17 protein-coding genes are annotated in these 25785 nt (G+C 57.2%); all 17 read right to left on the bottom strand.

The window, feature by feature from the left end:
• Window positions 1–173: 173 nt before the first annotated feature.
• Window positions 174–3494 carry a restriction endonuclease gene (locus HMPREF2928_RS06120; protein ID WP_083311390.1) on the bottom strand — a complete coding sequence of 1107 codons (3321 nt, stop codon included), beginning with the start codon at window positions 3492–3494 and terminating at the stop codon, window positions 174–176.
• 186 nt (window positions 3495–3680) lie between these two features.
• The gene (locus tag HMPREF2928_RS06115; RefSeq protein WP_070687723.1) at window positions 3681–5720 is read right to left on the bottom strand and encodes a site-specific DNA-methyltransferase; all 2040 of its coding nucleotides are present in this window, start codon (window positions 5718–5720) and stop codon (window positions 3681–3683) included.
• 310 nt (window positions 5721–6030) lie between these two features.
• The gene (locus HMPREF2928_RS06110) at window positions 6031–9066 is read right to left on the bottom strand and encodes an SNF2-related protein (protein ID WP_070687721.1); all 3036 of its coding nucleotides are present in this window, start codon (window positions 9064–9066) and stop codon (window positions 6031–6033) included.
• 133 nt (window positions 9067–9199) lie between these two features.
• Window positions 9200–9448 carry a hypothetical protein gene (locus HMPREF2928_RS06105; RefSeq protein WP_070687719.1) on the bottom strand — a complete coding sequence of 83 codons (249 nt, stop codon included), beginning with the start codon at window positions 9446–9448 and terminating at the stop codon, window positions 9200–9202.
• Window positions 9449–10128: 680 nt separating this feature from the next.
• Window positions 10129–12606 (bottom strand): RelA/SpoT family protein, encoded by a 2478-nt coding sequence (locus tag HMPREF2928_RS06100; protein ID WP_070687717.1) that lies wholly within the window; start codon window positions 12604–12606, stop codon window positions 10129–10131.
• Window positions 12607–12901: 295 nt separating this feature from the next.
• Window positions 12902–14080: a protein translocase subunit SecF gene (gene secF / locus HMPREF2928_RS06095; protein WP_070615798.1), complete on the bottom strand. Its 1179-nt coding sequence runs from the start codon at window positions 14078–14080 to the stop codon at window positions 12902–12904.
• Window positions 14081–14082: 2 nt separating this feature from the next.
• Complete coding sequence (gene secD / locus HMPREF2928_RS06090; RefSeq protein ID WP_070687715.1) at window positions 14083–15774, bottom strand: protein translocase subunit SecD; 1692 nt, start codon at window positions 15772–15774, stop codon at window positions 14083–14085.
• Between the two features lie 99 nt (window positions 15775–15873).
• A complete protein-coding gene (gene yajC / locus HMPREF2928_RS06085) occupies window positions 15874–16233 on the bottom strand; it encodes a preprotein translocase subunit YajC (RefSeq protein ID WP_049342021.1) in 360 nt (119 codons plus the stop codon).
• Window positions 16234–16625: 392 nt separating this feature from the next.
• Complete coding sequence (gene ruvB / locus HMPREF2928_RS06080) at window positions 16626–17612, bottom strand: Holliday junction branch migration DNA helicase RuvB (protein ID WP_172855776.1); 987 nt, start codon at window positions 17610–17612, stop codon at window positions 16626–16628.
• A gap of 171 nt (window positions 17613–17783) precedes the next feature.
• Window positions 17784–18404: a Holliday junction branch migration protein RuvA gene (gene ruvA / locus HMPREF2928_RS06075; RefSeq protein WP_005505871.1), complete on the bottom strand. Its 621-nt coding sequence runs from the start codon at window positions 18402–18404 to the stop codon at window positions 17784–17786.
• A 231-nt stretch (window positions 18405–18635) separates the two neighbouring features.
• Window positions 18636–19292: a crossover junction endodeoxyribonuclease RuvC gene (ruvC, locus tag HMPREF2928_RS06070; RefSeq protein ID WP_070687860.1), complete on the bottom strand. Its 657-nt coding sequence runs from the start codon at window positions 19290–19292 to the stop codon at window positions 18636–18638.
• 265 nt (window positions 19293–19557) lie between these two features.
• Entirely contained in the window at window positions 19558–20316 is a 759-nt protein-coding gene (locus tag HMPREF2928_RS06065; protein WP_005508777.1) for a YebC/PmpR family DNA-binding transcriptional regulator, read from the bottom strand.
• A 133-nt stretch (window positions 20317–20449) separates the two neighbouring features.
• Window positions 20450–21217: a type 1 glutamine amidotransferase gene (locus HMPREF2928_RS06060; protein ID WP_070687713.1), complete on the bottom strand. Its 768-nt coding sequence runs from the start codon at window positions 21215–21217 to the stop codon at window positions 20450–20452.
• Window positions 21217–22500, bottom strand: a complete 1284-nt coding sequence (locus HMPREF2928_RS06055) for a Mur ligase family protein (protein WP_049342027.1) — start codon at window positions 22498–22500, stop codon at window positions 21217–21219. Before HMPREF2928_RS06055 ends, HMPREF2928_RS06060 begins: the two co-directional genes overlap by 1 nt.
• 191 nt (window positions 22501–22691) lie before the next feature.
• Window positions 22692–23873 carry a hypothetical protein gene (locus HMPREF2928_RS06050; protein WP_070687711.1) on the bottom strand — a complete coding sequence of 394 codons (1182 nt, stop codon included), beginning with the start codon at window positions 23871–23873 and terminating at the stop codon, window positions 22692–22694.
• A 514-nt stretch (window positions 23874–24387) separates the two neighbouring features.
• Window positions 24388–24963, bottom strand: coding sequence for an HIT family protein (locus HMPREF2928_RS06045; protein WP_070687709.1), 576 nt, complete (start codon window positions 24961–24963; stop codon window positions 24388–24390).
• A gap of 87 nt (window positions 24964–25050) precedes the next feature.
• Window positions 25051–25698, bottom strand: coding sequence for a hypothetical protein (locus HMPREF2928_RS06040; protein WP_070687707.1), 648 nt, complete (start codon window positions 25696–25698; stop codon window positions 25051–25053).
• Window positions 25699–25785: the final 87 nt, after the last annotated feature.

Below are 25785 nucleotides of genomic sequence, written 5' to 3'. Positions count from 1 at the left end.
TGTCTTCACTGCGGGTTAAAGACCCACGGCCAAGGCACTAACCTATCGAAAGGCCCCCGCCCCTCCCCCTAAACAGCGAGAAGCCACATGTGTTTCGAGAAGCCACCAAAGAAGTGGCTTTTCGAAACACATGTGGCTTCTGGGCGGATTACCTCTGGGTGGATTACCAGCGGCTACCAGGGAATAGGCGAATCCTCGTGAGTCTTCACATCGTAGAAAACCTTCGGCAAGACTTCCAGGCTAGAACTGTCAGAGTACTTCGCGCTAAGAATCAGTCGGTTGACTGCTTCGTAGTGCTTCTTACCTGCCTTAATCTTCTGGTTCTCACTGACACGACGTTCTGCCTCGTTGTGGGTGCTCTTTGTTTCCACAACGTAGAAGGTCTTCTTTCCGTCTTCGCCTTCAAAAACGTACGCCCAGTCGGGGTTGTACTTGCCGCGGGGCGTATCAATCTTGAAGTTCGGGGGGAGCTTCATAAAGAACTTGACGGCGGAGTTTGATTCAAGCTTCTGTGCGAACTGGCGTTCCACGTCTGAATCCAGCACCAGGTAGTCGTAGTCCGTCTTTTCGGGCTGTGCTACCTTGTAGAGTTTGTCCAGCGGGTAGTCGTTGCGGTCATTCTGCAGCTGGGCGAGGGCCTCTGAAGCGAGCATCAGAGGCATAGCGGCACCCTCAGTAAGGTAATCGCCACCACCGGTAACGTCATGCCAGAGATTATCTTGCTCCTCGTCCGGTTCAAGCTCTGCGCGGTACCGGGGGGCGGTCCCGGTTTTCTCCATGTAGGTTTCGTCGTCAACGATGCGCGGGCGGAAGACAGCGTTCGAGACAGCAACATCTTCGACAACGCTCTGCAGGATCCTACGCACGGTCACCATGTATTCACCGGGGTTCGCAATGAACTTATCCAGGGTTTCGGAGTTCTTGAGGATATCAACGATGGTCTTGCGAGAGAGATCGGTCGCTTTCTGTAGCTCTGCCACAATATCGGGCAGGGGATATGAATAATCAATCTTTTCCAATCGAGCCGAAGCATCTCCAAGGTTCGTTCCAGTCTTGATACCGGAACGATGTACATCAAGAGCAGACTCTTCAATACGAATCTGGACAGGTCGAATATGCTCAGTTGCCTCACAAATCAGCTCTACTGCTTTATTAGATAAAGTGTTTGAGTCAAGCAGGACGCGGTAGCCGGTGTCCACGGCGATGCGTTCCCAGAGCTCACTAAAGAGCTGACGAGGGAAGTCCGGGTTGAACTTGCGAGGCTCCCCGTTCCTGTTCTTCTCATTTTCGACAAATTTGGTGGTGTTCTGGTTGTCAACGAGAATCTGGATGATTTTGTCTTCGTAAGGTGCGTACTCTTCGGGCAATCTGAGGCTGAAGTCGACCTGGTTCGGGGTGAACGAGCGGGTCGGTTCACCGTCCTGCGTGAGCATTCCGTTCTTAACGAGGACATCAAAAATTTCACCAGACTGGGCAACGCCGAGGGTGTCAGTCGGAGAGACTTCGCCGTTCTGACGCGCGGCAATACCCGCAAAGTCGGTGCGGCGCACACGTCCGATGCTTACGCCGGCTTCGCGGTATTCCTTCTGCAGGTTTTCGGCAAAGTCACGGTACGACTCGTTGGCGATGACGGTCAGGCGTGCGAGATTCGGGTCGGAAATTCGCGTGAGGGTTCCATTGTTGACGCTGACGGGCAGGCGCAGGCCGCGGCCGATGGTCTGGCGACGTTCCATCGCGGTGTTCATGGTGCGGAGCACGCAAATCTGGAAAATATTGGGGTTGTCCCACCCTTCGCGGAGTGCCGAGTGACTGAAGATGAAGCGTACGGGTTCTTCATGGCTAAGCAGGCGTTCTTTGTCCTGCATGATGAGCTCGTAGGCGTCGTCGTCTTCCTTCCTTTCCTGCTTGTCGGTGGAGTCCACGTATTCGCCCTGGGTCTGGCCGCGCTTGGCTTTGAGCTGTGCGAAGTAAGCACTACGGGCGCTCAGAGGGTCGTGCGAGCAGAAGTTACTGGTTCCGGTCATCTGCTCGAGGCGTTCGACTTCTTCAACGTAGATTTCATCGAACCAGCGGGCGAAGTCGCCGTTGGCGTCAAGGTTATTGGTTCCGTCGCCCAGGTAGCTGCGCACGCTATAGATGAAGAAGAGCGAAAGAACCTTAACGCCTTCCTTCTGCAGTATGTATTCCTTCTTGAGATGCTGACGAATGGTTTCACGAATCATGGCACGGTGCACCTGGTCCATGTTTTCATCGCCGAGGGATTCGTAAGGACGGAGCAGGTTTTTACCTTCGATGGCGCTCAGTTCAACGAAGGCATTTTCTTCCCCGTACTCCACACTGATGTGGTTGACTGCGATATCGCCGTAGGCGTCGTTGTTGGTCTTGCTCTTCAAAGATTCACCCTGTTTGAAGGTCTTTTTTTCGCGTTTGATGCCACCCTGCTTAGTTATTGTGGCCAATTCTAGGATGGCTTTGAGGGGCCTCTTTGTCGGGTCAACAGTAATAAAACGAATGTAAGGGGTAGTAGTCATGCCATCGATGAGGACCTCAGCGACGGAAATCTTCTTCACAAGGTTCTGTTGCATGGCGTCTACCGGATCGAGGCGGTAGACGAGGTTGCGGACCTTATCGTGGGTAGCGCTGTAGCGCAGGACAGCAAGGGGGTTAAGCTCTGAAATTGCGATGGTACTATTGTCGCTTTTCATGCGCTGCGGTTCGTCGAGGATGACGACGGGGCGGGTAGCACGAATGTAGTCGATGGGCGCCAGACCGTTGAGGCTATCGCGTTCCCGATAGATGATACGGTCATCTTTTTTGGTGGTGTTGAGTGCGCTGATAGTGGTGATGAGAACCTCGACACCGATACCGGTTGCGAAGGAGTAGACCTCTTCAGGAGTGTCGCCCCTGTAGAAGGTTTCGCGGAGGGACACACCGTGCTGCAGGTACAGGTTCTCAAAGTGCGAGCGCATGGAGTTGATGCTGGTCTTGACGCCTTCACGAATCGCTACGGAGGGTACGACAATAACGAACTTGGTGAACCCGTAGTTCTTGGCAAGTTCGAGGATGCTGCGCAGGTAGACGTAGGTTTTACCGGTGCCGGTTTCCATTTCGATGTCGTAGTGGGGTACACCATCTTCTACTATGAGCTCCACACTATGCTCGAGGTAGTTGCTCTCCTGCACCTTAATGAGGTTGTTGAAAAGGGCTTCACGGTCAAGGTCGAGCTGGTTGTAGACGACGCCTGCGGCGCGGGCGGCGAAAAGGGTGTTCTCTTCAGCGGCAGCACCTGTGGGGATGATGTTGCGGCTGGTTCCGGTGTGTTTCATCTGCCCTTCGAAGAGCGCCACGGTGGAGTCAATGGCACGCATCTGGTGCTTCTGTGAGGGGTCGAAGACGAAGCCTTTACGCTGGGGTGCGGGGCTGGGGTTGGAAGGGCTTGCTGCGCCGCGGTATAAGGGGTTAGGTGTGGGGACCTGAGGGTCGGGGTGAGGCATGGCAGTGGTCTTTCGGACGGGGGTCTTTCGGAGTTTGTTTGCTATGAGTGTGGTCGCTGAAGTGGTTCAGGGGTTACGGGTTCTTAGAAGAACCACGGCGGCGGTGAATTGCGGTGTGTTTTCACCGCCGCCGGGTTGTTCTGCAGGGTCCGCGTGAGGAACCTATTCAGCTGTGTGCTGGTGCTTCTAGGCGAAGAGTACGTCTTCGCGGTTGATGCCGTGCTGCTTGGCGAGCTGCACCAGGTTCAGCTTGAGGCTGTCTACGTTGACGTAGTTGTTCTTGTTGGAGAGCGCGTCTTCAATCATGATTAGCTGGACCGGTTCGTAGCCGTAGATTTCGTGGAACTTGTTGATGGCCTTTTCCCAGTCTTCAAGGCTCGGGATGGTTGCAGGGTCTTCGGTGGGCAGGTGCGTGAAGGCTAGCGCACCAGATTCAACGGCAAAGAATTTCGTATAGCCGAAGGAGAAGGGGGTCAGTTCCACGTTCAGGGGGCAGCCGCTCTTGAGCAGGAGCTCAAAGAGAATATCGTAGGGGTCGGTGCCGGGTTTGATGCTCTCCCCCAGATCCTCGAAGAGCCGGTCCAGTTGCTCCACGTGGATGCTACTGTCTACCTTCCAGCTCTTGAAGCAGCTATCACCCAGGGTGAAGGCTCGGAATCCGGTGTCGAGGGGGTTGTCCTCGGAGCGCTGAGCAATCTGCTCGGCGTACTTTTCATGGACATAGCTAGGAAGATTCCTGAGACGATGACGTACGACATCAGGAATAGTTCGGTCTCCCTGAGAGAACGCTTCGCTTGCCTGGTCCAGGTCTTCTCGGAGCTGCACCGCGATATAGCGGCGATTCTGCTGATCAACAATGTTTTGTTGAACAACAGCCTGAGCAATAGTTCCAGAACCAGCAAAGAAGTCCAGAATGATATCTTCACCAGAGGTGCAGAAAGACATCAAATACTGGATAAGAGCAGTCGGCTTAGGGTAGCTGAAAGGATTCTTATATCCAAGAATTTCAGCTATCTCATTAGAAGCGCTCTTAGTAGTACCAACTATATTTGACTCAAGGATAGTTGAGGGAGAAAATACAGACCGTTCTTTTCGGTAACGCAGAAGACCCTTTTTATTAAAGAAGAATTCGACTACCCGCTGCCCCTTAGTGTCAAAAGTATCTTCACCCTGCATCCACTGTTGAATCTGGCTCTTCATAGCCCACCCCGCAGATACGGTTACATCTTCGGTAAGCCGACCGTTTTCAAAACGCATAACACCATCAATTGTCATGGTCTCATTCGTACCGATAGTACCCGTAAATTCTGCATTATTACCCTCGAACCTCATACCCGCTTTTAGCGTAAGCGATGATTCAGGGTTACTGCGAGAGATTTTTTTAATTGCGCGGTCTTCAATAAAATCATTTTCGGAAGAAAAGACTTTAAACTGTTTCAGTGAGCTGCGGTTCTTCGCGTAAACAAGAATATATTCATGCCCAGTACGTACCATTCCAGCAGTCGCACCTGAACGAGGCCAAATAAATGAAACCGGGTTTTCATTCAGAGAATTATGCTGCCCAAAAATCTCATTACAAATAGCCCGAAGATTATCGACTTCGTAATCATCAATAGAGATAAAAATCAGTCCGTCTTCAGTTAGCAACTCGCGTGCCAACACCAGGCGCGGGTACATCATGCTCAACCAATTCGAGTGATACGCGCCCGAGTTTGAGGTATTCATTTCAAAAGCCGTACCCGCCTTCAGCGCACCCTCAGCATCACGAGCGCCAGTTTCAAACTCGTGCTCACGCACAGTCTGCGCAAAACGATCAGAATACACAAAATCCTTACCCGTGTTATACGGCGGATCAATGTACACCATCTTCACCTTGCCACGGTACGCCGTGCGCAAAGCCTTCAGAGTCTCCAGGTTCTCGCCCTCAATAAACACATTGCGGGTCGATCCCCAATCCACAGAATCCGAAATCTGCGGGTGAATAGCAGCAGACGTCGGCAACTGTGCCACACGCTGAGCCTCACGCTTACCCGGCCAAGTCAAACCAAACTTCTCAGCACCCCCCCCCGCCAGATTCTCATCACCCAGAAGGTTCTGCAGAGCCTCCACATTCAGCTTGCCATCGGCAAAAACTTCCGGAGCCGAAACCTGCAACTGCTCCCACAGATTCGCCCTCATATCCGGAGAAGACAACGGCACACTGCCGAATTCAGATACTTCGCTCATCGTCGATAAACCTTCCATCACATATGCCTCAAACCATAAAAACACGGCACCTACTCGCTGCCGTCCAGTCTCAACATTGACTAGCCGACTACCACAGGAACAACTCTATCCCCATGCCAGAGCCCTAAAACTCCTCGATTCAGCACACTACAAAGATAGGCCAACACAAAGATTTAGGTTTGGGACATACCGTCTAAAATGTACCCTTCTAGTTTCCGACATAACCGCCACGCTGTCCAACGAAACCGTCAAAAAGCGGCCCGGCATGGTCACCCACACCGAGCCGCCTTCCAGCCCGTAAAGAGCCTACTTACTGCTCAACACGCCAACGAATCGTGAACAAGTCCTGAACCGAGCTCGTCGCATCCTTAGACTTCTTCATGCGATCCAGGGTGTCCTCCATGTACACATCAAAGTCAGCAAGCCTCTGCTGCATCCTACGCTCCACCTCACTCACCTGCTTATTCAGCTTTCGAGCCTCCACACGCATCTGCATACGCTTCGACAGGTCAGCCTCACGCCTAGATGCAACAGCCAGCTGACGTTCCTTCCTCAGCAGCTCCTGCTTCTCCGCTTCGGCCTCCGCACGAATATCCTGCGCACGAGCATCCTGAATCTGCCACAAATCCTCCAAGAAACGGCCATTACGCTCATTCACCTCAGCAGCCAGGCGTTCCATCTGCTCCTGAATCTGAGACTCCATACGATCCGCAAACATCATGCCAGCAACAGGGCTCTCACTCACGCAACGCAAAGACATCAAATCATTCACATCATCAGCAGACAGCGGCTCACCCGAATCAGTGAAACCACCAGCAACCAGATACGACTCCTGCACCAACTGACCCTCAACCGATGCCGTATAGGTCGCCTCACGCAGGCTCAACTCACCCGAAGTACCCACCAACGACTGCGCGTACTTCGAGGGACGTTCCGAAGCCGACACCGAGAACACCAGCTCACGCTGCGGAGTCTCACTGTTCAACGCCGAATCCACCACAAAACGACCCAGCGGCGAATCAAAACGGTACTGACGAGTGTGATTATCCGAATCCTCCTTGAGCGCATACGTGCCAGGGACAATATCGCCGTTCTCAGCATCATCATAAGCAGGCACTTCACGCAAAACAAAACGACGTGAATCATTCGCAAAATCAGCCAAGTCAGCCAGCTCGTGCTTCGTCAACTCCATCAGCAGACGCTCAAAAACACCCAACAGCTCACGCGAACCCTCATCGTAATGCTTGAGCTTATCCTGAACATTCGCGTCCAGGTTCTCAAACACCTTAGAGCTCGTCTCACGCATACCCTCAGCGATCAGATCGGCGTTCTCTTCCTCAAGCTCACGGAATGCCTCCTCAATCTCCTCAGCCGTCTTAGCGTTCGCAAAAATAGCACCAATCTTCCTATCAAAATCAGCACCATAAGCGATAGCACCAAGAATCTCATTACTTGCGCCAAAAACACCCGTGAAAATCTGGAACTTATCAGTCAACAGAGACAGCACGCGCGATTCCGCCACATTCTCAGTGTTCAAGAAGTTAATCACCAAAACATCATGCTTCTGACCATAACGGTGAACACGACCAATACGCTGCTCCACACGCTGCGGGTTCCACGGCAAATCATAATTCACCAACAGGGAACAGAACTGCAGGTTAATACCCTCGCCCGCAGCCTCCGTCGCAATCATAATGCGAGCCGAATTACGGAACTTATCAACCAGAGCCTTACGCATATCAGCAGCCTGAACACCGGTGACAAGGTCACTACCCTCATGCTCCTTCAGCCACTCACGGTAAATCTTGCGCTGCTCCTTCGAGGCATTCGAACCGTTGAACAGCACCAGCTCATCACCATAACCAGCCGTAGTCAGAACCTGCTTCAAGTAATCCTGAGTGCGGGTCGACTCCGTAAAAATAATGGCCTTCTCCGGCGCACCAATAGCACGCATACTCTCAAAGCCGCGCTCCAAGGCCTCCAGCAACTTGTAGGCCTTCGCATTCTCCCTAATAGACGCCGCATACTTCGCTACACGCGACAATTCTGCGGACTCCTTACGAAGCTCCTCCATCTCATGCTCCGTCAGAACACGGTCCGAGAAGCTATCCGAATCATCCGACAGCTTCAATAGCCATTCGTCATCCGAAGGACCCCTATCCACATCAGGCGTAGTACACACAAAACTGGTGCTAGTAGGACCAGTAGCGGTGGAATCGGTACCGGCAGAGTCGGTACCAAGAACCTCTGCACCATCAGCATCAGCCCCAACAGTTGCAAACGAGCGAGAAGCCGCAGCAACCTCCTTCTCCGTCAAAACATCAGCCGAAGCAATACTCTGCAAACGCTTAGCCATAGAATCAAGAGTCGTCGCTGCCGCAAACGTCGAAGAACCCAAGCGCTTAAACAGCTGGATAGTCATCAGACTACGCGCCGGCGACATACGCATAAACGTAGAGTTATGAATAAACGACTGCACCATCTCGTACAGCTGCTTCTCCTGCTCCGTCGGCTCAAACTTAAACGTCTCAGTACCACGGTTCGTGTAACGCACGTACAGGTTCACATCCTGACGCAGGTGACGCTTCAACAGCATACTCAAACGCTCACGCAGATCTTCCATCGCCTCTTCGTAGGACAACTCATCAGATACGTTAGCGTAGCGAGCACGGAACGCCTTCAAACTATCGAAAAACTCAGGGTCAATCACAGACACCAAGCCATACAGCTCCTCCAGCTTATTGTGCAAAGGAGTAGCCGTCAGCAGAAGAACCTTCTGCGCTGACTTAGCAACCTTCGAAGCCGCCAAAGCAGTCTTCGGCTGCTTCTTACCCGGCAAATAGAAATTCCTCAGGTAGTGAGCTTCATCCAGCACCATCAGATTCCACGGCAACGAAGCCAGACGATTCTCAAAACTCTTCATGAACTGGTACGAGCAGACCAAGACAGACGGCTCACCATGACGAGCCTCATCAATCACAGTCTTCGCATTCTTAGAATCAACCAGAGTCGCAGGAATCATGAACTTATCCCACAACTCCTGCTTCCACTGCTGACGCAACGACGCCGGCGCCACAATCAAAATATTGCGGCGACGCTCAGACCAAAACTGAGTAATCACAATGCCAGCCTCAATAGTCTTACCCAGACCAACCTCATCAGCGAGGATAGCGCCCTTCATATGGGGAGACTGCAAAGCAAAAAGAGCAGCATCAATCTGATGCGGCTTAGGCTCAACCTGCGCATCAAACAGCAGGCTCGTCAGCTTACCCAGCTCATTATCGGCATAGCTACGGCGCAACTCATGCGCATAAAACTTAGCCTGATAATCGTTAATGGTCGTCACAACAGTACCTTTCGGGTCGCCAGAAGCGGATAGAAAACAGAAAATATACGAAGCCTACAGCCCCATAAAGAAAGAAAAACAAACGCTAGACTCAGCTCTGAATCTAGAAGGGTCAGACTCAAACAGCCCGGGTTCAAACAGCCAAAGTATAGGTATCCCGGAGAGCTTCCTCAGCTTCATCCAAAGCGTAACCGCTCTGACACAAAGCCGCACAAGAATCGCAAAAACGAATCTGAGCAAGAGCGTCATAATCAGTCAGCTCAGGAAGCCGCTCCATCAGATACTCACTGTTCTCAGTGAAGAAATCGTCAATATTCGAGGCATCCTGCCCTGCATAGAACTCACGAAAATCATCGCCAGTGTAGTAACCGCTCAGGTCCATGAGTATCTCTCCTTCGGTTCACTCAGATAACAGACCCCATGGAGCTATACCCTTGCTCCATACACTCAAAATATATGGAACCCCTGACAAGATAAGCGTGAGAACACAGCTATTGCGATAAATTTGCAGCTATTACGGGAATACTTATTACCGTCTACACGCTCTACGCTCTAACTACCACCAAGCTGATTACTTCCCCGGCTAGTTGATTTCCCCCTATGAGTGCGTCCTTAGAGGGTTATGCTCGTGACTCAAGAAATTTAGGAAACCGGACGTATAAGAATTGACCATACATAAACCTTTTCGTGTATGTGGCGGCAGCCCTTGCCGCTACACCCATTATGCCTAAGAGGAGAAAGCCGCACGCGTCCGTTCGTCATCGCTGAGCCATTGGCTGTTTCGATAGGTTAGTGTCTTCACTGCGGGTTAAAGACCCACGGCAAAGACACTAACCTATCGAAAGAGTCCCGCCCCTCCCCCTAAACAGCGAAAAGCCACATGTGTTTCGAGAAGCCACCAAAGAAGTGGCTTTTCGAAACACATGTGGCTTCTCATCGTATAGACCAGAAAATAGAAATCCGGCCCGTCTACTCCATCAAGAGTAGCGGGCCGAACGGTTAACTCCAGAGTACAAAAACCAGCACCCCAAAATCAACACATGAAGGATATTTCTAAAGAGCTTACGCTTCCGAGGGCTTCGCGCCCGTCAGACGGTACGCCTTGTACACGCCCGTCACGTTACGGACCACGTTCAGCACGTGCTCCAGCATGAAGCGGTCACCCAGCTCCAGGGCGAAGCGGTCCACCACGGTACGATCCTCCGAAGTGTGCACGCGCGCATCCAGAATGTTCACGCCCGACTCAGAAATCGCACGGATCAGGTCGCTCAGCAGGCCCTTACGGTCCAGCGCCTCCACCTGAATCTGCACACGGTACGTAGCGGTCGGCGAAGACGCCCACTCAACCGTGGTCACGCGCGGCTCCTCGTCAGCGTTACGCATGTTCGGGCAGTCACGGCGGTGCACCGAAATGCCGTTGTAGCGGGTCACAATGCCGATAATGTCATCCGGCGGGACCGGGGTGCAGCAGCGCGCAATCTTCGTCAGCACACCCTCAGCACCCGGCACAATCACACCGTTATCGCCAATCGCCTTGCGGGTCGACTTCAGCAGCGTCTCGTCAAAGTCGCTGACCTCAACCTCGGGTGCCGGCTCGTCGCCACGGTGCACCTCAACGAGGGTGTCAATGACCTGCTTCGGCGCGATCTCGTGTTCACCAATCGCACGGTACAGCGATGCCACATCGTTCTTGTGCAGCAGCTGAGCCACCTGAGTCATGATCTCCGGGCTCATCATCTTCTGCAGCGGTAGCTCACTGTTGCGCATGCTCTTGGTGAGCATCTCGCGGCCTGCGAGCAGCGCCTCCAGGCGGCGTTCCTTCGCGAAGTACTGGCGAATCTTCGTGCGAGCGCGTGAGGAGCGAACGAACTTCAGCCAGTCCTCGCTGGGTCCGGCGTCTTCGTTCTTCGTGGTCATAATCTCCACGGTGGCGCCGGTGGGCAGGACCGTGTGCAGCGGCACGAGGCGGCCGTTGACCTTCGCGCCGACGGTGCGGTCGCCGACCTCACTGTGGATGGCGTAGGCGAAGTCCACGGGGGTGGATCCGTTGGGCAGGGCGATTGCCTCGCCGTTGGGGGTAAGGACCACGATTTCGTCGGTGTCAAGGGTGTCAGCGAGCGACTCGTAGAACTTCTCCGACTCCGGGTTGGAGTTCGAAATCTCGGCAATAGACTGCAGGATGCCGACGTTCATCATTGCCAAGGTCTGGGTGCTCGGCTCCTTCGGGTCCTTCGCGGGCGCGCCTGCGCGAGGCGCAACCTTCTCGCCGCGCGATGCCGCCTTGTAGCGCCAGTGCGCAGCCACACCGTACTCGGCCTCTTCGTGCATCTTGTAGGTGCGGATCTGAATCTCAAGCGGCAGGTTGCCCGGACCGTACACGGTCAGGTGCAGCGACTGGTAGTTGTTGTTCTTCGGGTTCTTAATGTAGTCCTTGAAACGGCCAGTCATCGACGGCCACAGGGACAGCACGTGGCCGAGCACGGTGTAGCATTCCGCCTCTTCCTCAACCATGATGCGCACGGCGAGGATGTCATTAATCTCGTCGAAGCTGCGGCCCTTCGTCTTCATCTTCTGATGAATCGAATAGTAGTGCTTCGGGCGGCCCGTCACGGTCGCGTCGATGCCCACCTCTTTCAGGCGGTCCGTAATCTTGGTGCGCGCCTCGTTCAGGAACTTTTCGAGCGCGGGGGTGCGTTCGCCGACCATGCGCACCATTTCGGCGTAAATTTCCGGGCTCATGGCGGCGAAGGACAGGTCCTCCAGCTCCCACTTAATCGTGTTCAGGCCCAGGCGATGCGCGAGCGGCGCGTAAATTTTCAGGGTCTCTTCTGCCTTCTTCGCGGCAGAAGCCTGCGGCACAAAACGCCAGGTGCGGGCGTTGTGCAGGCGGTCGGCAAGCTTGATGAGCAGCACGCGGATGTCCTTGCTCATGGACAGCACGAGCTTGCGGATCGTCTCAATGGAGGCGTTCTCGCCGTAGGTCATCTTGTCCAGCTTGGTCACGCCGTCGACCAGGTAGGCGACCTCCTCACCGAACTCTTCGGTGAGCTGCTCCATCGTGTAGTCGGTGTCTTCCACGGTGTCGTGCAGCAGGCCGGCAGCGAGCACGGGGCCGGTCGCGCCCATCTCCGCAAGAATCGCGGTCACGGCGACCGGGTGGGTGATGTACGGGTCGCCACTCTTACGCTTCTGACCCTCGTGGCAGCGGTTCGCCACCTCGTAGGCGCGCTGCAGCACCTGGATGTCCTCATCCGGGTGGTAGCGGCGTACGGCACGCACGACCGGCGCAATCATCGGGGAGAAACGGATGGTACCGCCGTGCGAATCGGACGCCTCCATCTTGCTGCTGCGGCCACCAAAAACGAGGCGGTTAGGCACACGCCCGCTAGCAGCCATGACACGGTGCGAGCCGCGCTTCCTCTTCGCATCAGACGAATCAGTTTCAGGCAGAGGAATCGGGCCAGCGGGCCGAACCGCGGGCTTCTCGGCGGTCCCTGCAGGGTTCTCAGCGTTGGTGTTCACGGCAGGTTCTGCACTCATTCCGGGCTCCTTTGGACGTAACAGCGATGACCTGAGCCCCCGAATCTGCTCGTCGTTGAAAGGCGTGGATGCGGGCGCGCAGTATCTTCTACCTTTATCCTACCCAGCACACGGATATGAGCCAAAATATGCGCGTAAACTATGCCGCACTGTGACACATTAGACCTGTGAAATATTAGGCCGGCAGGAACAGACCAGCGGGTATAAGACCCCGGGCACGCTAAAGGGGAGCCGACACCTTTCGGTATCGACTCCCCTATCGTTAGCAACGCCAGTAGCGCTGGCGGAACGCTGGCTAACCGTTCAGGTTCACGCGGTGAATCTCAATGGTTGCACGTGCCGGCTTCTTAGCAGGCTTCTCGGTTGCCTTCTCGTCCTCGGTCGCCTTGTCAGCAGATTCCTCAGACTTCGCAGCCTTCTCAGCCTCGGCGGGCTCCTCCGAAGAGTCACCCTCAGCCTCGTCAGCATCCTCAGCGTCCTTGAAGCTGCCGCTCTCCACCTTCGCGGTGTGCTCACGAATCTGAGCCTCACCCAAACGCAGCGAAGCATACAGCGGCGCAGACACGAACAGCGTGCCGAACATGCCCACCAGAATACCCACGAACAGCGACAGGGACAGGTCCTGCAGAGTACCCGCACCCAGGATGAACGCACCAATGAACAGGATCGCGCCCACCGGCAGAACACCCACAATAGCGGTGTTAATCGAACGGACCAGAGTCTGGTTCACCGCCAGGTTAATCTGCTCGGCAAAGGTCGTGTCGCGGCGTTCCAGCACATCCTCAGTGTTCTCACGGATCTTATCGAACACCACCACCGAGTCGTATAGCGAGTAGCTCAGAATTGTCAAGAAACCAATAATCGCACTCGGAGTGATCTCGAAGCCGAACGCGGCATACAGGCCAACCGTCACCACCACGGTGAAGAACAGGCCCGCAATAGACGCCAGCGACATCTTCCAGGTACGGAAGTAGAACGCCATACCAATCAGCGCAAGCACCACAAACGCGACCAGACCCCAGAACGCCTGACGGGTCACATCCGCACCCCAGGTCGGGCCCACAAACGAGGAGGTCACGTCATTCTCAGAGACGCCGTAACCCTCCTGCAGAGCCGCCTTCACCTGCAGAGTCTCATCATCGCTGAGCTTGCTCATCTGGGCACGAATCGTACCCGGCGCAATATTGGTCACGCGAACATCCGAAGCGTCCTTCGCCTTCTCGTGAATAATGCGCTCACCCGTAGCAGTATCAACGTGCGCAGTCTTCGAGACCACGAACTCCGAACCGCCACGGAAATCAATACCCAGGTTGAAGCCGCCACCAACAGCCGGAATCAGAACCGAAACCGCCATCAGCACAGCCGCAAGCAGCAGCCACAGGCGGCGCTTACCCACGAAGGGGTACGAGCGGGCGCCCGAATGCAGGTCATTACCGAAGCGGGCAAAAGCATTAGGTTTCACATCGGTAGCCATGCTTAGCTCTCCTTCTTCTCATCAGAAGCAGACTCGTCAGCCTCAGCGGCAGCACGCTCTGCACGGCGACGCTCAGCAATGCTCAGCTGCTTCTCCTCCGGGGTGCGGAGGCGACCGGCACCACGGTACAGCGGCGTAGCGCCCAGCGACTCAGGCGACAAGCCCGAGTGGCGGTGACCCTCACCGAAGTAGCGGGTATTCGCCAGCAGAGTCAGCATCGGGTGGGTGAACAGGTACACGACCACAAGGTCAGCAATCGCAGTCAAACCAAGGGTGAACGCGAAGCCCTTCACCGAACCGACCGATACCACGTACAGCACCACAGCAGCCAGCAGGTTCACAGCCTTCGACGCCAGGATAGTGCGGGATGCACGCTGCCAACCGTGGTTCACCGCCGACGGGATCGTGCGGCCCGCACGGATCTCATCACGGATACGCTCAAAGTAGACGATGAACGAGTCAGCCGTAGCACCAATCGCCACAATCAGACCCGCCACACCAGCCAGGGACAGGCGGTAATTCAACGCCCAACCCAACAGCGCAATCGCCTCGTACGAAATAATGCCCGCAACAACCAGCGACGCAATCGTCACAAAGCCCAGCAGACGGTACTGGAACAGCGAGTACACAAACACCAGCAGCAGACCAATCAGACCGGTCAGCAGACCCACGCGCAACTGCTCCGAACCCAGGGTCGCAGAAATCTGCTGCTCCGACTGGATCGTGAAGCTAATCGGCAGGGCACCGTACTTGAGCTGATCGGCGAGAGCCTTCGCCTCCTGCTCAGTGAAGTTACCGGTAATCTGCGGCTTACCATCAGAAATCACAGCCTGCGACACCGGGGAAGACAGCACCTTGCCGTCCAGCAGAATCGCGAAGCGGGCACGCGGATCATGTGCGTTCTGCGCACGAATCGCGTTCAGGCGAGAAGTAATGTTCTGGAACTTCTCACGAGCCTCATCGTTGAACTGAATGTTCACAGCCCAACGGCCCGTAGTCACGCCCTGACCGCTCGTCTCCTGCGAGTGGCTTGCGGTAGAAATATCGCTACCGCTCAGCTCCACAGGACCCAGAATGTACTTCTCCTGACCGTCAGTGGAGCACGCCACCATCGGCTTAGTCGGGTCCGCACTATCGGCGTCCTCATTGCGTGCCGCGGTGCAGTCCTTCGCCTCGTACTGCTTGTACAGGTCCGCCGTAATCCAGTTACGGTCCGAACCATCAGTCGGCTCCGCAGACGGCTTGGGCAGCTTATCGTCCGCAGTGCGGGCATCCTCAGCCACCGCAGTACCGGCACCAGAAAGCAGCACCGGGCGGAACGTCATATTTGCAGACGCCTGAATCAGCTGACGAGTCTCAGCGCTAATCGTTCCGGGAACCGAAACAACTACGTTATTACCCGAGCCGAAGGAGGTGGTAACCTCCGCCTCCGAAACGCCGGCACCATCAACGCGCTGACGAATAATCTCAACCGCCTGGTTCAACTGCTCCTGGGTGACGTTCCCATCCGAAGAGCCATTGACCTTCGGAGAAAGAATCATCTGAGTACCACCCGAAAGGTCCAGGGCGAGCTTCGGTGCCCAAGAACCTCCCGAGTAGGTGGTGCCGAAAATACCGGCAGCCATAACAACCATGAGCAGGACCATCGAGAGGAGTGCCCCTCGCGCGGCTGCAAGCGGTGAACGCTTAGCCATAATGTTCCTTCTTCGTGTGAATAGTATTGAGTGTTCTACAGATTCCGTAACGCGAAAACCCGACGCCGCTCACTGGGCGCCGGGCTCATACGCGCTGAATTACTTAGCAGTATCAGAAGAGGTATCGGAAGCGGGAGCTTCGGATGCGGTAGCCTCGTACACGTCCTCGGTCAGGGGCGCTGCGGGGGCTTCCTCCTCAACGACGGCCATAATCGCGTTCAGTGCCAGGGTGATAACAACACCGTCCGCAATCTGAAGCTGCAGCTTGTTGTTCTCAAGGTCAGTGCTGACAACGGTGCCGTAGATGCCGGAACCAGTCATCACCTGGGTGCCGGGGACGAGAGACTGCTGCATTGCGCGCAGTTCCTCCATCTGCTTACGCTGACGCTTCTGGGCGGAGAACATCATCCATGCCAGCAGCGCCATCATGGCGATCATAATCAGGAGGTTAAAATCCATGGTCTCACTTTCACATCCGCACCCGTGCCGCTCACCGCGAGGGTTGAGCGTACCAGAAGGTGTGGAATCGTAGATACAGTACGTATCCATCCTACGCGAGAGCATGAGCTTTAGCGCCCCGAACCAGCGTTTTTGTGAGGTTAACCTGAGTTTTGGACTCTCTCGGCGTAATTTTATGTCGCCGACAGAGCCCGGTAGAGCCCAATGGAACCCGACAGCGCCTGCAGAACCGGTAGAAGAGTGCCGCGCCTGCAGAAGAGTTACCGCCCCTGCAGAAGAGATACCGTGCCTGTAGAAAAGCTACCGGGGCACAGAGAAGCCCGCAGGAGGCGGATACCTCCCACGGGCTACTACAGTGTTATCAGCTGGTGCGGGCCTAAGCTGATACGGATCTAGAGTTGAATCTCGGGCGCTTCCAAGCCGAGGTGCTCCCACGCCGCGGGCAGAGCCACACGACCGCGCGGGGTGCGACCAATCAGGCCCTCACGCACCAGGTACGGCTCGGCAACCGTCTCCACGGTCTCCGTCTCTTCACCCACCGCAATGGCGAGGGTGGACAGACCCACCGGGCCACCGCCGAACTTGTGAATCAGCGCCTCCAGCACGGCGCGGTCCAGACGGTCCAGGCCGCGCGAATCTACCTCGTACATGTCCAGCGCGGTTGCGGCATCGGTCGCATTGATGCGGTCCACACCGTTGACCAGTGCCCAGTCACGCACACGACGCAGCAGGCGGTTCGCAATACGCGGCGTGCCGCGGGAACGACCGGCAATCTCGGTGAAACCCTCGGAGGTAATCTGCATATCCATCAGACCAGCGCTACGGCGCAGCACCAGCTCCAGCTCCTCCACCGAGTAGAACTCCAGGTGACCGGTAAAACCGAAACGGTCACGCAGAGGACCGGGCAGCAGACCCGCACGGGTCGTCGCACCCACCAGAGTGAACTGCGGCAGCTCCAGCGGAATGGAAGTCGCACCCGCACCCTTACCGACCACAATGTCCACACGGAAATCTTCCATCGCCATGTAGAGCATTTCCTCAGCCGGGCGGCTCATACGGTGAATCTCATCCAGGAACAACACCTCACCGGGAGTCAGCGAAGACAGAATCGCCGCCAAATCACCCGAATGCTGAATCGCCGGACCGGAGGTGATGCGCAGCGGCGCCTCCATCTCTGCCGCAATAATCATTGCGAGAGTGGTCTTACCCAGACCGGGAGGGCCCGACAGCAGCACATGGTCGGCGCTACGGCCACGCATCTTCGAAGCCTCCAGCACCAGGGACAGCTGCTGACGCACACGGCGCTGACCCACAAAGTCGTCCAGGGACTTAGGGCGCAGTGCTGCCTCAATCATCTTCTCTTCAGGCTCTTCTTCCATCGCCACCAGGCGCTGGGCGGGAGCTGAAGACGCCTGCGTGCCGGGCACCTGACCGGGAAAATACCCGCCGGAAACCAGGGACGCCGCGGGCTGCGGCTCATAGGGATTCTGGCTCATAGAATTCTTCTTTCACAAAAGTTTGAGTGGGATACATCGAACAGGGCGCGCCGCTTAGTGGCGGCCCACCGTGTTCTGAGTACCCAAGGATGCGAGCACACCACGCAGAGCCACACCCACCGGCTCAGTCTCTGCGGCAGGGTTGTGCTGCACGTAAGCGTCAATAGCGGCGGAAGCGTCCTTCTCGCTCCAGCCCAGAGAGGTGAGAGCGTCAAGCACCTGCGGCTTCCAGACAATGCCCTGGCTCAGCGGCAACTCATCGGTCTGGCCATCGCTGAGAATCAGCTTGCCGGCAAGCTCCAGCACAATACGGCGGGCACCCTTCGGACCAATACCGGGAACCTTCGTGAACGCCTTATCGTCACCGGTCGCCACGGCGCGCTCCACCTCAGCGGCAGTGTGAACACTCAACACCGCCAGAGCAATACGCGGACCAATACCGGAAACCGAAAGCATCATATCGAACACTTCACGCTCGGCAGGCTCCGAAAAACCGTACAGAGTCATCGACTCTTCACGCACAATCATGGTGGTCAGCACGGTAGCTTCCTCACCGGTGCGCAACTTGGAGAGAGTACGCGCGGTAGCGTACACAAGCATGCCGAAACCGTTCACGTTAATCACCGCATGATCAAGGCCCACCTGAGCCACACGACCGGTCAGGGATGCAATCATTTCTCTCCACCTTTCAACACCGCGCCCACAGATTGAGGCTCGCGGCAGTGTGAGGGCACCGGGCACTCCGGCACCCACAGAACGCACTCCCCCAATTCAACGGGGAGACATTACAAGTATATTAGAATATTTCTTCTGGAATCAAGCATATATTCGAACTTCTTAGCGAATACATGCGAGCCAGCAAGAGGTACGAAAAAGCCCACGAAGGCACCTCTAGCGGCGGCATCTCTAGCGACGAGCGCGCGCCTCCGCCTCCATCCAGGCACGCTGCGCCGGAGTCAACGACCCACCACGGCGAGCCTTTGCCGGGCGTGAACCCTGGTGAGTCTGCGTCTGAGCGGACATATTAATGCCCGAACCGATACCGCCGCCACGCCAGCCGTGACAGATCGCAATCGCCAGGGCATCGGCAGCATCGGCGGGCTTCGGCATGGATTCCAGCCCCAAAATGCGGGTCACCATGCGGCCCACCGACGCCTTGTCCGCGCGGCCGCTACCGGTCACCGCCGCCTTCACCTCCGAGGGGGTATGGAAGAACACCGGCACGCCGCGCATCGCCGCAGCAGAAATCACCGCGCCCGAAGCGTGCGCCGTACCAATCACCGTGTTCACCTGCTCCTGAGCGAAGATACGCTCAATCGCCAGGGCATCCGGCTTGTAGGTGTCGAGCCAGTGGGAGGCGGCGTTGAAAATCCAGAGAATACGCTGGTCCAGGGACTCCGCCGGGATTGTGCCGGCAACACCCACGTTCACGAAGTGCGCCTTACGGTCGGCGGTCATATCGAGCATGGAGAAGCCGCAGCGGGTCAGACCCGGGTCAACACCCATGATGCGGGTTGCACCCGGCACACGCTCCACAGCGGCGGCAGTACGGTTCTCACGCATGCTATCGCGTGCGGCAGGTTGAGCAGCGGCCATCATCTCCCCTTTCGACAAACTCCCTCTAGAATCTCTAGATTCTAGCCCTTCAGAATCCTAGCACCCGGCACCGGGGCACGCCACGGGAACGGTCACCGCACGCGCCCTCAAACGCAACATCCCCAGACGCTAAGAAGCCACTCCCCCAACCAGCCACCGCGCGGCGGCTCGGTTAAAGGAGCGGCTTCTTCAAGCATCAGATATCAGAACCTGAGTGATTACTCAGCTGTGATTACTCAGCTTCCAGCTCTGCCATGACCTCAGCAGAAACGTTAGCGTTCGAGTAGACGTTCTGAACGTCGTCGAGCTCTTCAATAGCGTCTGCCAGCTTCATGAACTTCTTAGCACCCTCAGCGTCCAGATCAACCTGCATGGTCGGACGGAAGACCGGGTCGTCGTTGTTGTACTCCAGGCCAGCCTCGTCCAGTGCCTTACGGATCTCGGGCAGGTCGGTCGGTGCGGAAACAACGGTGAACACGTCGCCCTCGTCCAGAACCTCTTCGGCACCTGCATCCAGAACAGCCATCAGAACGTCGTCCTCGGTCAGACCGTCAGTCTTGGTGACCTCAGCAACGCCCTTACGCTCGAACAGGAACGCAACCGAACCCTGGTCAGCCATGGTGCCGCCGTTACGGGTCACAGCCAGGCGAACCTCAGACGCTGCACGGTTACGGTTATCGGTCAGACACTCAATGTACAGAGCGGTACCCTGCGGGCCGCGTGCTTCGTACATGATTTCGGTGTAGTCAATGGTCTCACCGGTCAGGCCAGCGCCACGCTTGATTGCGCGGTCAATGTTGTCGTTAGGAACGGAGTTCTTCTTCGCCTTCGACACAGCCAGGTCAAGAGCGGGGTTACCAGCAATATCAGCGCCACCCATACGTGCCGCAACTTCAATTGCCTTAATGAACTTCGCGAAAGCCTTCGCGCGCTTAGCGTCGATAGCAGCCTTCTTGTGCTTAGTAGTCGCCCATTTAGAGTGACCGGACATTCGTATCTCCCTTAGTCAAAACCTCTGCACGGACACGGCGAAACGCCCCGCGCACTGTACTATAACTCAATCAACTATACCGTAGCGGAGGCGCACACCACCTCAGAAAGTGCACGCCACCGCCAGGAATAGGCTAGCGGGGGCGGGACGCAGCCGAAGCGCGCGCCTTCTCCACCAGCGAGTCGTCAATCGTGTTCGGCGTGAACTCGCCAAACTTACGCTGAGCCGCCTGCTTAATCAGGTAGTCCGAAATCTTCGGGTTCTTCGGCAGCAGCGAACCGTGCAGGTAAGTGCCAATCACGTTGTGCACGCGCGCACCCTCATACGCATCGGTCACGTTGTTGCCCTCACCCTTGGTGACGGTAGCCAGCGGGGTGCAGCCGGAACCCAGGTAAGTCAGGCCCGAGTGGTTCTCAAAACCAATCACGGTGCCGAACTCCTCAGACTCCGCAACAATATTGCCGATCAGGCGGTCATCGCCGCCGACCGTGTGCGCATCAAAAATGCCGATACCCTTCAGCACCTCACCCTCACGGGTGCGGAATTCCTTGCCGAACAGCTGGTACAGGCCACAAATGACGAGCATCGGCACGCCAGCCTCAGCCAGCGAGCGCAGCGTATCACCGTTCGCGTGCAGGTCATCCTGAATCACGGACTGACCGGAGTCCTGACCGCCACCGCCCAGAATAATGTCAACATCTTCCGGGAAAGGCTGACCGGGGTTGTGGTCCAGAATCTGCACGTCAAAGCCGTGCGCCTGCGCGCGACGAGCCAACGCCAGAGTGTTACCCCAGTCGCCGTAAATGTTCATGTCGAGCGGGTACAGCTGCAGAATACGCAGAGTCTTACCGTTATTGGGGCCGGAGGCGGGGGTGCCCTCAAAAGTGTGAGTTGCCGTCATTAGGAAACCCTCTCAACGTCAGTGATCTTTGCGAGCTCTTCACGCAGAGCCAGCATTGCGGTGTAGGTGCAGAAAATACGCATGGGCGCGTTACCGCTGGAGGCAATGAAGCCCTTGAGCGCATCGGCGAGGTTCTCGTTGACCTCGTCAACCTTCACGCCGTCATGCTCCAGGCGCAGCGCCATATCCCAGGCGCGCACACCCGAAACCATCTGCACGCCGGTCTTCTTCAAGCTGTCGAAGTCAACATCCCACAGCCAGGACACGTCACGGCCGTCAGCGTACTGGTCGTTAATCGTAATCATGGTGGCGTAGTCGTCAGCGTTCGCGCTCGCCAGGGACAGGCGGAAACCGCTCGGGTTCTTCACCAGCAGCAGCTGCAGCGGGCGGCCGTTCACGTTCAGGGTCTCACCGCGACCGAAGGCGGGGGTAATCTTCGCCAGCTCCGCGATGAGCTTATCTTCATCGAGCTTCTCGCCCATGACGGCGCGGGTCAGCGCCATAGCGCCAGCCGCGTTGAAGATGTTGTAAATGCCGTAGAGGTTAATCTCGCCGACTCGCTCCACACCCGCCAGGTCGAAGGTTGCGGAGGTGCCGGAGAACGCGGTCAGGGTGACGTCGGCATCGGGCAGGGTTGCCTTCGCGACGGTGCCGCCGCGCATCTCATCGTCCGAGGGGAAGTACGAGCGCAAGGACTCATCCAGACCGTAGTACTTGACGGTCACGCCCGGCTGCACGTTCTCAGCGAGGGAGCGGATGCGCGGATCCTCACGGTTGAGCACCACGGTGCCGGTCGTTGCGGAGGCGACAGTCGCCAGCATGCGGCGGGTCGTGTCAATCTCACCGAAGCGGTCCAGCTGGTCACGCAGAACATTCAGCAGCAGAGCGTAATCGGGCTTGACGGCCTTGACGAAGTGCACGGCGTGCGCCTCGTCCAGCTCAAGCACAGCGATATCAGCGTCAAGCTTGCCGCCGAGGGTCATCTCGCCCAGCAGTGCCGCGGCAACACCGCGCACAAAGTTCGAGCCGGTGCGGTTAGTGAAAACCTTCAGACCCTGAGCTTCAAGCAGCTGCACAGCCATCTTCGTGGTGGTGGTCTTACCGTTCGTGCCGGAGACAACAACCACGCCGTAGGGCAGCTTCGCGAGCTCTTCAGCAACGAAGTCGGGGTGCAATTTTTCCATGACAAGGCCGGGGAAGGCGGAGCCGCCGCCGCGAAGCTTAGTCGCGGCGCGTACGCCCTGGCCGAGAAGACGAATGAGGGGTTTGGACATGCTTACCATTTTAGTACACGCACGCCAGCGGCTGAATGGTTCGCCCGGCTCGTTCGCTCATGCCGGACGGGGCGGGGTTACTGGGGTTTTGGCGCAGGGGGTGCGGGGGTTTTGGTTCAGGGGGTTTGGTGTGGGGCTCCGGCTAGAGCGGAGCGCCGGGGGTATTAGAACAGCGAGCCCGCCTAGTACAGTGAACCCATCTAGAACAGAGAACCCTGCACCCTCACCCGCGTGAACTCCTGCGCAGGCTCCACCAGCACATTCCGCCACGCGGCAGTATTCACCAGGAACGCCGCGTCAGCATCGCCGGTGTGGGCGCTCAAAAACTGACCCGCCGCACCCGTACAGAAGAAGCCAGTTGCCCCGCTCTCCAGACCAGGATCACAGGGCGCCAGCGGTTCGGGCGATTGCGCGCGCAGAGCCGCGTACGGGCGGTTCATGGCGAGCGACGGAATCCACGGCTCATCCAGGGCGGTGAGCGGCACCTCCGAGTCGGTGCGCGCCAGTTCGGCGAGCGCTTCGCGGGCGCGGGCGACCGCCTCCTGATGGGCAACACGAAGCTGCGCGCCGGGCAGCGGGTTCGTCCAGGCGCGGTACTTGCTCGCCACCTGCTTGACCTGCGGAATCTTCGTGAGGGCGGTCACGGCGTCTTCGGCGCGGCGAATGGCAAGCCCATCGGGTGCGAGCGCAATGTAGGTGGCGGTGGCGACCGCCTGCTCATCCAGGCGGCGCGGGGTCGAATGCAGGGAGCTCGTGCCAACCTTGTGCGTACCGTCGGGGAACGTCGCGATGTAGAGGCGATGCTCCAGCATGGCGTAGGCGCGCATGGATTCGGTGAGCGTTCCGGGGTACAGGTGCGCGCTGTGCAGGGCGGTGAATTCGTCGCGGGCGGTGCAGCGTGGGCACTGCTGGCCACGCCGGATGCGGGTGCCCTCGGGGCAGGGTACGCGGCGGATTCCCGCGGATTCGGGGGCGGCGTCATTGCTCGTGCCGGTGGTGTAGCCGGCGCAGTAACGGTAGAGTTCCCCCTCGCTATCGCGCGGAATACGCAACCCCAGATAGGCGCCGGGAGTCAACGAAATCTGGATGCGAACCCCGCTCGGAACGCCACGCTGCGCGGGGCTTCTTTCCTGGTTAGGGGTGCTCTCTCCCTCCGCTTGAGATGCCCGGTTATGAACTCCTTCAGGGACCCCGCCGGGCACGACCGGTTCCACCTCAATGAGCGGGCGGCGGTTGGACCAGCGGATCTGCCTCCAGATAAGTAGCTGCGGCGCGCCTGCAGAATCACCAGCGGCACCATTACCGGCGGCGGGCACAGTAGCTACAGTGGGCGCGGCAGGCATCTCGTCGAAAGCAGTCTCAAGCAGGTTGGGGTAGTCCATAGCATTCCACTCTAGCGGGTCTGGCGAGTTCTTTCTCGCGGGGCGCGGTGCATCCGGGTATCACGTCTTCGGCGGCGCATCCTGGCGCAACATCCCCGAGGGGCAAAAGCAGCGCCCTCGAAATGCAAAAAGAGGCCAGCGTCCTTCACGCTGATCCGCACCCCCGCAGTGTTGCCGTGCGTTCACGCACGACGGGGTGGGTTCTCAGCTGAGGCGCTGACCTCTGTGGTTGAGGCAGGGCGCTTACCCTGCCAAGTCCGAAAGCGATCGGTGACCGCTATTTTTCGGTGAGCTATGCGGTGTTTCTGGAAGCCGGAAGCTTCCCCGCAGCGTCGCTGCATTTAAAACTTTGCCATATCCAATGGACATAACATCATTCAAATACGCATCGACTGCCCAATCTGCGCATTTATGACGCAGAATTTCTATGCACTAGCTGGCAAATTGAAGCAATTAGTGCAAAATTTCAAAATCACCAAGCCACCCAGACTATCTGACGGATGAACCACGCCATCTAGCTGAGGCGGGCAAACCCCTCCGCAATCGCAGAACGCATATCATCCAGCGTGCGAGACATGGTCTTGGTGTGAGCGATAATCGGCAGGAAATTCGTATCCCCACTCCAGCGCGGCAGAATGTGCTGATGCAGGTGATCAGCAATGCCCGCGCCGCCAACCTTGCCCTGGTTAATACCGATATTGAAGCCGTCATTATGCGACACCTCGCGCAGAACCTTCATGGCGAGCTGGGTCAGCTGCGCAATCTCCATGGTTTCTGCCTCGGTCGCATCATCATAGAACGGGATATGGCGGTACGGGCAGACCAGCAGGTGCCCGGGGTTGTACGGGTAGAGGTTGAGAATCACGAAGGCGTGCTCGCCGCGGTGCACAATCAGCGACTCTTCGTCACTGCGGTTGGGCGCAGTGCAGAAGGGGCAGGTCTTCTCGGTATAGTCCTTCTGGCCACCGCTCACGTAGGCGGTGCGGTGAGGGGTCCACAGGCGCTGGAACTGATCCGGTGCGCTGGGCAGCTCGAAGGAATCCTGCACCGAGGCTGCGGTGCCATGCTCGGGGGTCGTGTTCTCGCTCATAGTCCCATTCTATAGCCCGCACGCGGCAACGGGAACGCCCCGTCCGTCATGCGTGCCAGATATGAGATAACTCCCCCGGCAGCGCGCTTAGCTGTGCTGCTTTTCCAGGTGAATGATGCGGGTGGCACCCTCAAAGGTCATGGGGAAGCTCAGCACGCCGTCCTCCATGACGAATTCCTTAGTTTCCTTATCGGAGGCGTACGGCGCGTGGCTCAGCTTCGCATGGTCCACGTGCGAAATGTAGCTGAAGTTGCCGGTCTTCGCCTCGAAAGTGCCAGCCCAGAAGGGGGTTGCCAGCTCTTCGTGGTTCAGGTGGTAGGTGACCTCGATAATGCCGTCGTGAATGACGGCGTCCATGTAGTTCTCAAGGTTGGTAGAGTCCTGCTGAACCCAGGTGCCGTCCATGATTTTCTGCGAGCGCGCAACGGCTGCCGAGGAAGGCATGGGCGCCGCGGTGTATGCGGCAGGCTCCTGGTTACTCGTGTTGTCCGGCGCGGGGGTCTCAGTAGGCTGGGTCGCAGTCGGGTGAATCGACGGGTCATGCGAGACATTAACCGCCGCCTTAATTCCGGTGCTGTCGTCGCCGGGGGCGGGAACGGCACTAGGCTCGACGGTTTCAAAAGCTGCGGGGTCAACAACCGCACTTGCGGAGGCGTTATTCGGTGCGGGTGCGCACGCGGTGAGGGAGAGCGCGCCGAGTAGAGCGAGCGCGCCCAGAGTGGACTTAGGTACCACGAACGTGTCCTAACAGAGTATGTGTTTGAGTGAGTTTGTGAGTTGAGTGGTGCCTCCCCGTGAGTGAGGTGGGGATACGACGACACC

The sequence above is a fragment of the Rothia sp. HMSC072B04 genome (assembly GCF_001813725.1).
Lineage (GTDB): Bacteria > Actinomycetota > Actinomycetes > Actinomycetales > Micrococcaceae > Rothia > Rothia mucilaginosa.
The sequence above is the reverse complement of the archived record's forward strand: the minus strand, read 5'-3'. Positions and strand labels throughout refer to the sequence as shown.